Here is a 12,304-nt window from a genome sequence, read left to right as displayed (position 1 = left end):
GGGTTTGATGCTGCCATGAATCCCGTTGTCACAGACCGTGCGGGCGAACCCGGGCAGTCCGGCGGCCGTTCCGGCCCGGCCGCGCCGCCCGCGGGAACCGACCACCCGGCGTGGTGGCGCGACGCTGTGATGTACGAGGTCTACGTCCGCAGCTTCGCCGACGCCGACGGCGACGGGGTCGGCGACCTCGAGGGCATCCGCCGGCGGCTGCCCGACCTCGCCGACCTGGGCGTCGACGGGATCTGGGTCAGTCCCTTCTACCGCTCCCCCATGGCCGATCACGGCTACGACGTGGCCGACCACACCGACGTCGACCCGCTGTTCGGCACCCTGGCGGACGTCGACGCGTTGCTGCGGGACGCGCGCGCGGCCGGGCTGAAGGTCGTCGTCGACCTGGTCCCGAACCATTCCAGCGACGCGCATCCCGCCTTCCGGGCGGCGCTCGCGGCCGGGCCGGGCGCGCCGGAGCGGGAGCTCTACCTGTTCCGGGACGGGCGCGGCCCGGACGGCGCGCTCCCCCCGAACAACTGGGTCTCGGTGTTCGGCGGCCCCGCCTGGACCCGGGTGCCGGACGGCCAGTGGTACCTGCACCTGTTCGCCCCGGAGCAGCCGGACTGGAACTGGGAGCACCCGCGGGTCCGGGCGGCGCACACCGAGATCATCCGATTCTGGCTGGACCGGGGGGTCGACGGCTTCCGGATCGACGTCTCGCACGGCCTGGTCAAGGACGGCGGGCTGCGCGACCATCCGACCGGCGCGCCGCCGACGCCGGAGACCGGCTTCCGGGAGGAGATCGAGCCGCACGCGTGGGATCAGGACGGCGTCCACGAGATCTACCGCGAGTGGCGGGCGGTCGTCGACGCCCACGACCGGCGCGACGGGCGGCAGCGGGTGCTCGTCGGCGAGACCTGGGTCGCCGACCCGGGGCGCCTGGCCCGGTACGTCCGCCCCGACGAGCTGCACCTGACCTTCACGTTCTCGCTGCTGTACGCGCCGTTCGCCGCCCCGGCCTGGCGGGCCGCGATCGACGCCGCCCGGGCCGCGACAGCCGCGGTGGGCGCGCCGCCGACCTGGGTGCTGGCCAACCACGACGTCGTCCGTCCGGTCAGCCGCTACGGCGGCGGCGCTACCGGCCTGCGCCGGGCCCGGGCGGCACTGCTGACGCTGCTGGCGCTGCCCGGCACGGTCTACCTCTACCAGGGCGACGAACTCGGCCTGCCGCAGGTCGACGTCCCGCCCGAGGCCCGCCAGGATCCGGTCTGGGAACGGTCCGGCCACACCTCACCGGGCCGGGACGGCGCGCGGGTGCCCCTTCCGTGGTCCGGCGACGCGCCCCCGTACGGGTTCAGTGCCGGGACCGCCGAGCCGTGGCTCCCGCAACCGCCCGACTGGGCGTCGCTGACCGCGTCCGCCCAGGCCGTGGACCCGATGTCGACCAGGGTGCTCGTCCGCGGCGCGCTGGCCCTGCGCCGCGCGCTGCCCTTCCTCGGCGGCCCGGCCGGGCCGGGGCTCCCTGCCGGCCCGGGGCGCCAGGCCGAGCCGGAGCTCCAGACCGAACCGGAGCTCCGGACCGAGCCGGCGGCCGGGTTCCGCTGGCGGGACGATCTGCCCGCCGACTGCCTGGCCTTCGACCGGACGGCCGCCGCCGGCGCCCTCACCTGCGTGATGGCCACCCGCGGCGAGGTGCGCCTGGAGATCGCCGGCCGGCTGGTGCTGGCCAGCGGGCCCGTCGGCTACCACGGCGGGACGCTCGTCCTGCCCCCGGACACCACCGCGTGGGTCATCCCCCGTTCGGGTTGACCCACCCGGCTACCGGCATCCGGTGGACGTCCACCGCCCGGCGGACCGCTCACCTTGGCAGACCCGGCCACGACCGACACCGGGCCCGACGTCCGGCCGATCGGGGCCGGGGCCGGGGCCGGGAGGCGGCCGTCCGGTGGCGCAGAATGGACCCGTGAACCAACCGTCACCCGCGCGACCGCGCGCAGACTTCTACGAGGCCGTCGGCGGCGAGGCGACGTTCCGCGCGTTGGTGGCCAGGTTCTACGAGGGGGTGGCCAGCGATCCGGTGCTCCGGCCGCTCTACCCCGACGAGGATCTGGCGGCGGCCGAGGAGCGGCTGCGGCTGTTCCTCATCCAGTACTGGGGCGGGCCGGGCACGTACAGCGAGCAGCGCGGCCATCCCCGGCTGCGGATGCGGCACGTGCCGTTCGCGATCGGCCCGGCCGAGCGGGACGCCTGGCTGCGCATCATGGAATCCGCGGTCGACAGCCTCGGTCTCGCCCCGGAACACCGTGCCCAGCTCTGGGACTACCTGCTGATGGCCGCGAACTCCCTGCAGAACCGCCCGGGCTGATCCTGCCGATCCGGGCTGAGCTCCGGTCCTGACGCGGCGCGGGCCGGGAAGTCGAAGGACTTCCCGGCCCGCGCCGGTCGTTTCGGCCGGTCGTTTCGCGGCGGCTAGTCGCGGGTGAGCTTGCGGTAGGTCACCCGGTGCGGGCGGGCCGCGTCGGCGCCGAGCCGCTCCACCTTGTTGGTCTCGTAGTCGGCGAAGTTGCCCTCGTACCAGAACCAGCGGGCCGGGTCGGCCTCGGTGCCCTCCCAGGCCAGGATGTGCGTCGCGACCCGGTCCAGGAACCACCGGTCGTGGGAGACCACCACGGCGCAGCCGGGGAACTCCAGCAGCGCCTCCTCCAGCGACCGCAGGGTCTCGACGTCCAGGTCGTTGGTCGGCTCGTCGAGCAGCAGCACGTTGCCGCCGCGCTTGAGGGTCAGCGCCAGGTTCAGCCGGTTGCGCTCACCACCGGAGAGCACCCCGACCGGCTTCTGCTGGTCAGGGCCCTTGAACCCGAACGACGACACGTACGCCCGGCTCGGGATGTCGGTCTTCCCGACGACGATGTGGTCCAGCCCGTCGGAGACGATCTCCCACACGTTCTTCTTCGCGTCGAGGCCACCGCGGGACTGGTCCACGTAGGCGATGTCGACGGTCTCGCCGATCTGCAGCTCGCCGGAATCCGGCGAGGCCTGGCCGACGATCATCGTGAACAGCGTGGTCTTGCCGACGCCGTTCGGGCCGATCACGCCGACGATGCCACCGCGGGGCAGCGTGAACGACAGGTCGCCGATGAGCACCCGCTCGCTGAAGCCCTTGGTGAGCTTCTTCGCCTCGATCACCAGGCTGCCCAGCCGTGGGCCGGGCGGGATCTGGATCTCCTCGAAGTCGCGCGGCCTGGCCTTGTCCGCCTCGGCGGCCAGCTCCTCGTAACGGGCGAGGCGGGACTTGCTCTTGGCCTGGCGGGCCTTCGGGTTCGAGCGGACCCACTCGAGCTCCTGGGCGAGCGCCCGGCGGCGCTTGGCGTCCTTCTGGCCCTCGACCTTGAGCCGGGACGCCTTGTTCTCCAGGTAGGTGGAGTAGTTGCCCTCGTAGGGGTGGGCGCGGCCGCGGTCGAGCTCGAGGATCCAGCCGGCGACGTTGTCGAGGAAGTACCGGTCGTGGGTGACGGCCAGCACCGCCCCGGCGTAGCGGGCCAGGTGCTGCTCCAGCCAGGCGACGCTCTCCGCGTCGAGGTGGTTGGTCGGCTCGTCCAGCAGCAGCAGGTCGGGCGCCTCGAGCAGCAGCTTGCACAGCGCCACCCGGCGGCGCTCACCACCGGAGAGGGGGGCGACGGCCGCGTCGCCGGGCGGCAGGCGCAGCGCGTCCATCGCCTGGTCGATCTGGCTGTCGAGCTCCCAGGCGTTCGCCGCCTCGATCTTGTCGATCAGCGTCGCCTGGTCGGCGAGGAGCGTGTCGAAGTCCGCGTCGGGCGCGGCCATCTTCTCGTTGATCTCCTCGTAGCGGGCGAGCACCGCGCGGATCTCACGGACACCGTCCTCGACGTTGCCGCGGACGTCCTTGTTCTCGTCGAGCACCGGCTCCTGCGCGAGCATGCCGACCGTGTAGCCGGGGCTCAGGATCGCGTCGCCGTTGCTCGGGTGGTCGAGGCCGGCCATGATCTTGAGCAGCGACGACTTTCCGGCGCCGTTCGGCCCGACGACGCCGATCTTCGCGCCGGGCAGGAACGCCAGGGTGACGTCGTCGAGGATCACCTTGTCGCCGTGGGCCTTGCGGGCCTTGCGCATCTGGAAGACGTACTGCGCCATGTGTCAACCCTAGGGCATGGCGCCCAGAAGCCCCACGGCGGTGATCCCACCGCGAGCCGCCGACGGTCCCGCCCGATGTTCGACCGGACCCGGATCGGGTACGCCCCGAGGTCAGGCGAGCACCATGGGCACCGGTCGGCCGCCAACGGACGTCGGACGTCGGACAGGTGCCGGTGGGCCAGGGCTCCCGGGAGGCCACATGCGAGCGGATGACCAGCGGGTCGGACTTGCCTGCGAGGCGTTCTTCTTCGGCTATCCCCTCGTGTGCGCCGTCCGGCAGATCATCAGGGTCGCCCACGACGGGCTCGGGCCGATCGGGTCGGCCGGCTTCAACGCCTTCGCGCACGAGACCGACCCGCCCGGCCCGCACTCGCACTTCCAGCACGTCAGCCCGGACGTCCTGGTCTCACTGGCCCAGGTCGACCTGAGCCCTGGGCCGCTGGTCCTGCACGTGCCGCCGACCCCCGGGCGCTACCTCGTCCTGGAGCTCTACGACGTGTGGCTGAACGTGTTCTCCTATCTCGGCACCCGGGTCACCGGCGACGGCGGCGGCGAGATCCTGCTGCTCCCGCCCGGCCCGGCGGACGGATCCGTGCGCGCGGTGGCCGACAGCCCCATCCACGGCGACCGGGTCGACGGCTCCGCGTCCGGCGGGGTGGTCGAGGCGGACAGCGGGGTGGTCGAGGCGTACGGCGGGGTGGTCGAGGCGCCGTCGCGGGTCATCAGCGTCATCGCCCGGTTCGGCTATCGCGGACCGGCGGACCTGCCCGCCGTCCGGGCCCTTCAGGACACGCTGACCCTGCGCCCGCTCGACCCGGGCGTGCGGCGACCGGAAGGACCGCCGGACCGTTCCAAGCGCGTCTGCGACGACCTGCGCTTCTGGGAGGAACTGCGCACCTGGATGCGCGCCTTCCCCCCGCCGGCCGCCGAACGCGACTACGCCCGCCGGTTCGAGGCCCTCGGCCTGCTGACGGACCCGTCTCCGTACATCGACCCCGATCCGCGGCTCGCCTGGTCGCTACGCAGCGGCCTGCGCACCGGCCGGGACGAGCTGGAACGGCTCGCCGCCGCCGGCCGCCGGGCCCACCAGGGTTGGATCGGCACCCTGCACGAGGCCGACTACAACCTCGACCGGTTCGGCCCCGGTGTGCTGGAGGACCGGCACTGGGAGATCCCGGACCGGGCCCAGGCCCGGATCGCCCGGGCGATGGCCGCCCGGCGCCCGCTCGGCATCGTCCACGCCTACGAGTCGACGTCAGCCTGCTGCTCGGTGGACGCCGACGGGCGCCACCTCACCGGCGCGCACAGCTACCTGCTCCGCCTCCCGCCGCCGGCGGTCGACGCGTTCTGGACGCTCGCGATGTACGACGAGCCCGAGGGCTACCTCGTCGACAACGCCCTGCACCGGTACGCGATCGACAGCCGTGACGATCTCGTCCACGCCACTGACGGCTCCGTCCCGGTGTTGATCCAGAGCGACGCTCCGGACACGGACGCGGGCGCGGATATGGGCGTGGGCGCGGACACCGACGCGGCGACGCCGGTGAACTGGCTGCCGGCCGCGGCGGGTGACTTCCGGCTCGTCCTGCGGATGTATTTGCCCGGCAAGGAGGTGCTCAGCGGCGCCTACTCCCTGCCGTCGATCCACCGGTTGGACTGAGAGCCCAGGACAGCGCGGCTCAGGACAGCGCGATGCGGACGGCGGGTCGCGGGCCCTGGCCGGTCTCGTCCACGTGGGCGCTCGGCGCGAGAACCGCCACGTCCGCCGGCCCCGCGCCGTGAGGATCCTCGACCAGGACGGGGATCACCTGCCGGTCGACGGTCCGCGCACGACCGCCGGATGCCGGGGTGGCCAGCAGCGACACCGTCACCGACGTCCCCGCCCCGGGCACCTTCGTGATCTTCGCCAGGCCGGCCGGGCGCCCGGCGGTCATCCCCGCCGGCGACCCCCTGGTCTCGCCACCGCCGTAGGTGACGACCTCCGTGACGTCGCCGGGGTCCAGGCCGTCCCCGTCGAGGGTCAGCCTGGCCGTCACCGGCCCGTTCACCGAGACGGGGTAGGTCAGCCGGACCCCACCGGCCTCGAACACCAGCTGGGCCGCCCGGGTCCCGCGCGGCGGCGCGTCCACGCTGACCTCGACACCGACACCGCGACCGGTGGCCACCGTGAGCGCGTCCACCCGTGAACGCGTCACCGAGCCCGGGGACCGGTTGTAGGCCGGCGGCAGGCGGAGCAGGTACGGCGTCCGATCGGGATGGTCGGCGACGACCTTCAGATCTGCGACCCCACGCGAGACCGCGAACAGCAACGCGCCGTCACCGTCGGCGCCGTCGAGAGCGGGCCCGTTGGTGGGCACCGCGCTCGGATGGCCCAGGTAGGGCGGGCTGGCGGCCACCAGCACCAAAGACCGCCCGGGCAGGGCCCGCAGCATCGCCGCCAGGTCACGGTCGTGGTCCGTCATCGTCGCGTTCGCGTCGATCGCGCCGACGAGGATGAACGTGGTCAGCCCGACGACGCCCGCGGCGCACACCCCGGTGACCGCGCGGGCCGCCCGGCGCCGGGACCAGCAGGCGAGGTCGACCAGCCCGCGCGCGCCGAGGTGCACGAGCCCGATCAGCACGGGCATCAGGTAGAACGGCCCGACGTACCGGATGCCGCCCCACAGCTCCGCCGCGTTCCACGCCCCCCAGAAGCCGAGGTAGCCGACCACGAAGAGCAGCATGCCGAGGCCGAGGGCGTACCCCGGGCCACTCAGCCGGCGCCGCGCGGCCGCCACGATCGCGGCGACGGCGAGAACCACCCCGCCGCAGCCCCAGCCGCCGAGCAGCCAGAGATGATCCCCGACCGAGGCCAGGCCGTCACCGAGCCCGAAGTCATGCCCGCCGTCCGACGGGTAGAGCCTGCGCGGGCCGAAGCCGAGCTTGTCGTCCGGTTCGAGCAGCGCGAACGGCAGCCTGAACGGGCTGCCGGTCGCCGCCGCGTTGGAAGCCAGCAGGATCACGGCCGGAAGCACCAGCCCGGCCGCCGTCCAGCGCAGGGCCCACCCGAGCCGCCCGGACCCGCGCGCCGTCACGACACCCCAGACCGCCACCGGGGCGAGCAGGAGCACCACGTCGTACGGTCGCACCGCCACGGCCACCCCGACCGCGAGCCCCGCGCCGGCAAGCGCCCGCCCGCTGGGCCGCCCCGAGCGCCGTCCGGTGCCGTTCAGCCCCCCGGCACTCGGCCCGCCGCTGCTCAGCCTGCCGCCGCTCGACCCACCGGCGCCCGGTCCGCCGGTCTTCAGCCCACGGAGCAGGCCGAGGAACGCCAGCTCCATCAGCACGAGCACCGGCAGGTAGCTCAACACCAGCGCGCTCTGCACGATCACCAACGGGGAGAACGCCAGCAACGTCGCGGCCAGCGCCGCGACCTTCCGCTCCCCCGCCAGCTCGACACCCAGCAGGTAGGTGACGATCACCGCCGCCGCCGCGACGACCGCCAGCACGGGCGAGACGCTGCCCGTCAGCATGAGACCCAGCGCGAACAGCCCCGGGACGAACGGCGTGTACTTCAGAACAAAATGATCACCCGAGATGGCGGCGAGCCAGGGCGCGTACGACGCGGCCGGGTCAGGCGCCGACGGAAAGAGATGGCCGTCCGCCAGCGTCCGGGCGTGCAGGAGGTAGATGACCTCGTCATTGTTGATCGACAGGTACGGGAAGAGGTTGTGCCGCAGCAGGACGGCCGCCGCCGCACTGGCCACGGCCAGAACCGCCACGTACCGGCCGGCCGGGCTGACCGCCTGGCACCGACGCCACAGCCGCCGGGGCAGCGACTCGGGCGTCACGACCAGGCGGCCCGCAACGGCTTCGGCACCCGCCACCGGCTCGACACCGGCCACCGGTTCGCTGTCCGCCACCGGTTCGGTGCCCACCACCGGTTCGGTGCCCACCGCGCGGTCCGTGTCCGCCCGGCCGGCCGGGCCGCGGAGGACTGTGCCGCCCTGATCCGGCGGAACCGCGCCGATCTGGTTCGCGGTGGCCTTGCCGATCCGGTCGGACGGCTCATCCGGCGCGGAAACCGCGCCGGCGCCGGGATCACTCGACCTGCTCACCCTCGGCACGGTACCGAGCGGCCTGGACCGCCTTTCGGCTGGTGGCCCCATCGGTCACCGCATGTCGGTCAGACCCGCCCATTGCGCGACCGCCACCGACCCCGCTATCCGAAGGCCCCGCCCAGCCCCAGCAGGCGGGCCTCGCCGACGACGTCGGCGAGGCCGAAGGTGACGCCCTCGGAGGACGCTGAGGTGGTGCTCGAGGTGGGGAAGTCCGGCGTCGTGAGCCCGCGCCTGATCCCGATCCCGCGCACGCTCCCGCGCTCCGCGAACAGCGAGGCCGGCACCGGCGCCGGCCCGGCCTCGGACCGCTCCAGACCCGACCCTCCGGTGGCCCGGGCGCTACCGCCCACCGGCGCGGCGTCGACGGGGACGGCCCCCGCCGGCGTGAACCCCGACCCGCCGTTCGCGGAGGCCTCGACGGCCAACCGCCGGCCCGCCTCCACGGGAACCGGGCTTGCGTCTCCCGTCTCCCCGGAGGAGCCGTTTCCCCCCGTGCCGCTGTCGTCGAGTTCGTGGGAGTCGGCGCCGAAGGGGTCGCCCGGGTGCTCACCCGTCTCCGCCACCGGAACCTCGTCCGCGGGACCGGCCCCGCGCGCGACCCGCCGGACGTCGACCGGGCGCCAGGTGAGTTCCGCCGCGACCGCGTCCGCGTCGATCTCGTAGGTGACGCGCCGGTCGCCGTCCTGCGTCTCGAAGTTGTTCTGCCGCAGGCGGCCGACGACCAGAGCGCGGTCTCCCCGCGACAGGCTGACCGAGACGTTCTCGGCGAGCTGACGCCAGCAGGAGACGCGCAGGTAGAGGGTGTTCCCATCCACCCAGCGCTGTTCGGAGCGGTCGTAGCGGCGGGGGGTGGAGGCGACCCGGAAACCGCAGACGGAGACGCCGCTGGCGGTCACCCGCAGCACCGGATTCTCCACGAGGTTGCCGATCAGTGTGATCGTGGTGTCGAGCATCAGAGGCTCCTTGGCGAACATCTCGGGGACAGGGAGACGACCCGGAGGACGGCGGCCCACCACGACGGACCCGAAGGGATCCAGGCGGCGAAAGCTGGCCGGCCGCGCACCCACGCCATCACTCTGCGCCGCGTTCCAGCCGCTGGGAACCTGTTCCGGTCAGCTGTGGATAACTGTTCGCCATCCACAGGCCGCCCTCGCGACACACCCGCACGGTGGCGCGTCTCTACGTTCGTTCTTGCCAGCGGCGGAGGCGGCCGCCGCCCGACGGCTGACAGCTGACGCCCGACGACCGGCAGCTGACGGCCAGCCGTCGAGCACGGGGCACGTAGCGAGCGCGGCGGGCGGGCGGGCGGGAACAACCTGGAGGCGGATCCGGGTTGCCGCCGTGCAGGACGGCGCACCACCCCACCGGACGGTGTCCTGTCCGCCGGTGCCTGGCGACGGTGCCCGCACACGTGGAGAAAGGAACGGTATGTCGACTCAGGCAGCCAGCCGCGACGTGACCGCGGCGGCGAGCGGGACGTTCCTGCTCGGAGGCGAACTACCCGTGAACCGGCTCGGTTTCGGCGCGATGCGGATCACCGGGCCGGGTATCTGGGGTGAACCCACGGACCGGGCGGAAGCCATCGCGGTGCTGCGGAGGTCGGTGGAGCTCGGCGTGAACTTCATCGACACGGCCGACTCCTACGGCCCGCACGTCAGCGAGGAGCTGATCGCCGAGGCCCTACACCCCTATCCGGACGGCCTGGTGATCGCGACGAAGGGCGGCCTCACGCGGCAGGGGCCGGACGAGTGGACCGCCGTGGGACGCGCCCCATACCTGCGCCAGCAGGTCGAAATGTCGCTGCGCCGCCTCAAGCTCGAGCGCATCGATCTCTACCAGCTCCACCGCATCGACCCGAGGACTCCCGTCGAGGAGTCCCTCGGTGAACTGCGGGCGCTGCAGCAGGAGGGCAAGATCCGCCACATCGGGGTCTCGGAGGTCAGCGTCGCCGAACTGGAGCACAGCCGGTCGCTGGCGGAGATCGTCAGCGTGCAGAACCGGTACAACCTCGCGGACCGCGGCTCCGAGGACGTCCTCGACTACGCGGAACGCGAGGGTATCGGCTTCATCCCCTGGTTTCCCGTCGCGACCGGTACACTCGCGCGACCAGGCGGAGTCCTAGACGCGACCGCGAAGCGGCACGGCTCGCAACCCGCGCAGCTGGCGCTGGCATGGCTGCTGCGCAGATCACCCGTGATGCTGCCGATCCCGGGCACGTCTTCGACCGCCCACCTGGAGGAGAACGTCGCCGCGGCAGGAGTCAGCCTCACCGACTCCGAGTTCGACGAGTTGAGCAAACTGGTCAGCTGACGCCGCACTCGGCCGACCTGCCCCGGCCGGCGACACGCGACCGGCTTCCGGTACCGCGTCGCCGACCAGCGCCGGACGGCCGGCGGCCCAGAGGACGGGACGTCGGCTCCGCCTCCCCAGGCGGAGCCGACGGGCGGGACACCGGGGGTCGGTGCAACTTCGACCGCCCCGGGGTGGACACTGTCCATCCCACCCGGGACTCGTCCGCGAGCCCCACAATGGAACAACGCGCCCGTAGCTCAGCGGATAGAGCGAGTGCCTTCTAAGCACTGGGTCGCAGGTTCGATCCCTGCCGGGCGCACCAGCCAAAACGCCCCCGCCGATCTTGCTGACGGAGGCGTTTTGTAGCAACGGGTGCAGCAACGGCCCTCAGCTCCGGGGCTCGGTCAGGTGCCCGTCGAGCTTGCCCAGGGCGCGCCGCTTCTCCCCCATCGAGGCATGCGCGTAGATCGTCATCGTCACCTCGATCGCCGAGTGCCCGGCGATGTCGCGGACGATGTGCGGCGGCACGCCGAGGTCCAGGAGCAGCGTGACGCAGGTGTGGCGCAGCCCGTGGAAGACCACCCCGTCGAGACCGACCGCACGGCGCAGCGGCATCCAGAAGCGGCGCAGGTTGTCCGGCTCGATCGGAGTCCCGATCTTCGTCGTGAACACATAGCCGGTCTGCACCCAGGCGTCGCCGGCCGTCTCACGTTCAGCGTCCTGAAGCTTGCGATGCTCCGCGAGCGCATCCGCGACCAGTCCGAGGAGCGGCAGCGTGCGTTCGGAGTCCTCCGTCTTCGGCGGGCACAGCCGAAGCTCCCCGCCGACCCGCAGGAGCGTGTGACGAACGGTCAGCGTCTCCCGCTCGGTGTCGATGTCCGACCACTGGAGCCCGAGCAGCTCCCCGCGCCGCATCCCGAGGAACAGCGCTAGGACCAGCAGCGCATACAACCGGTCGCCGGCCGCCGCGTCGAGCAGCGCGTGAGCCTGTTCGACGGTCAGGCCGCGGTCGACGCCGTAACGGGGGGTGGAGACCTGCACCAGCTTCGCGACGTTCCGCCGGATCAGCTCCTCCCGGACGGCCGCCTGGAGCGCGTTACGGAGCACGGCGTGCACGACCTGAACCTGACGCTTCGACGGCAGCCGCTTGCAGCATTGGCCGACCGCGCAGCAACGCCGCTCCCCCTCCGGTCGTGCCTTGTCCGCTCCCCGCGCGCAGCACCGGCAGGTGCTCTCCGTCCGCCGGATGAACTGCCGGACGTCCGCGCCGGTCAGCCTGTTCAGCCGCTTCTTCCCGAGGCCCGGCACGAGGTAGATCCGGACTGCCTTCTCATAGGTGACATACGTGTTCGGTTGGCGGTTCGGTTTCACGGTCTGGGCAAGCCAGGCCGTCAGGTACCGCTCGACCGTCCATCCCGTGGCATCCGCCGGGATTCCCTGGTCCGAGTTGGCCTGGAGTTCGGTGAGCTTGCCGCGGACGATCTCCTCCGACTTGCCGTAGACCGGCCGCCGCTTCGTCGTGCCGTCCGGCATGAGGACGTAGGCCGCGCCGACCCACAGGCCGTCCCCGCGCTGGTAGATCGAGCCCTGACCGTTCGCACGCTTGGTGCGTTCCTTGCGCCGGCCGTTCGATGGGCCGTTGGTGTTGCTGGGCATGGGTGGGTTCTCCTTGCCGGAAGAACGGGACAGGTTCACGCGGGCCGCGGTGGCGTTGCCCGGTGCCGGTGGGTTTCCGTTCTCTGGCGCTGGGATGGTCTGTCGGGGCGCCG

Annotated in this window: 8 protein-coding genes and 1 tRNA gene; 5 read left to right on the top strand and 4 right to left on the bottom strand. The window is 72.8% G+C overall.

Going from position 1 to position 12,304, the window contains the following annotated elements; all coding sequences use genetic code 11:
• Window positions 1–15 precede the first annotated feature (15 nt).
• Window positions 16–1,800: a glycoside hydrolase family 13 protein gene (locus B056_RS0115720; protein WP_026239753.1), complete on the top strand. Its 1,785-nt coding sequence runs from the start codon at window positions 16–18 to the stop codon at window positions 1,798–1,800.
• A 136-nt stretch (window positions 1,801–1,936) separates the two neighbouring features.
• Window positions 1,937–2,356, top strand: coding sequence for a globin (locus tag B056_RS0115715; protein WP_020572520.1), 420 nt, complete (start codon window positions 1,937–1,939; stop codon window positions 2,354–2,356).
• Window positions 2,357–2,460: 104 nt separating this feature from the next.
• Here the strand turns inward: B056_RS0115715 and ettA are convergent, their stop codons facing one another.
• Window positions 2,461–4,143 (bottom strand): energy-dependent translational throttle protein EttA, encoded by a 1,683-nt coding sequence (gene ettA, locus B056_RS0115710; protein WP_018502816.1) that lies wholly within the window; start codon window positions 4,141–4,143, stop codon window positions 2,461–2,463.
• 199 nt (window positions 4,144–4,342) lie between these two features.
• Between ettA and B056_RS0115705 the strand changes: the two genes are divergently transcribed.
• Window positions 4,343–5,803, top strand: coding sequence for a DUF1254 domain-containing protein (locus tag B056_RS0115705; RefSeq protein WP_018502815.1), 1,461 nt, complete (start codon window positions 4,343–4,345; stop codon window positions 5,801–5,803).
• Between the two features lie 19 nt (window positions 5,804–5,822).
• Here the strand turns inward: B056_RS0115705 and B056_RS0115700 are convergent, their stop codons facing one another.
• Together B056_RS0115700 and ssb are read right to left on the bottom strand one after the other, a co-directional pair.
• The gene (locus tag B056_RS0115700; RefSeq protein ID WP_154677055.1) at window positions 5,823–8,291 is read right to left on the bottom strand and encodes a hypothetical protein; all 2,469 of its coding nucleotides are present in this window, start codon (window positions 8,289–8,291) and stop codon (window positions 5,823–5,825) included.
• A 53-nt stretch (window positions 8,292–8,344) separates the two neighbouring features.
• Window positions 8,345–9,196, bottom strand: coding sequence for a single-stranded DNA-binding protein (gene ssb / locus B056_RS39470; protein WP_230203018.1), 852 nt, complete (start codon window positions 9,194–9,196; stop codon window positions 8,345–8,347).
• 475 nt (window positions 9,197–9,671) lie between these two features.
• Here ssb and B056_RS0115690 point away from each other — a divergent pair, with 475 nt between their 5' ends.
• Both B056_RS0115690 and B056_RS0115685 read left to right on the top strand, forming a co-directional pair.
• On the top strand, window positions 9,672–10,553 hold the full coding sequence (locus B056_RS0115690) for an aldo/keto reductase (RefSeq protein WP_020572519.1): 882 nt from the start codon (window positions 9,672–9,674) through the stop codon (window positions 10,551–10,553).
• 228 nt (window positions 10,554–10,781) lie between these two features.
• Window positions 10,782–10,857, top strand: a tRNA-Arg gene (locus B056_RS0115685).
• Window positions 10,858–10,922: 65 nt separating this feature from the next.
• Here B056_RS0115685 and B056_RS0115680 read toward each other — a convergent pair.
• Window positions 10,923–12,191: a tyrosine-type recombinase/integrase gene (locus tag B056_RS0115680; protein ID WP_018502811.1), complete on the bottom strand. Its 1,269-nt coding sequence runs from the start codon at window positions 12,189–12,191 to the stop codon at window positions 10,923–10,925.
• Between the last annotated feature and the right edge of the window lie 113 nt (window positions 12,192–12,304).

The sequence above is a fragment of the Parafrankia discariae genome, assembly GCF_000373365.1.
Classification (GTDB): Bacteria; Actinomycetota; Actinomycetes; order Frankiales; family Frankiaceae; genus Parafrankia; species Parafrankia discariae.
The sequence above is the reverse complement of the archived record's forward strand: the minus strand, read 5'-3'. Positions and strand labels throughout refer to the sequence as shown.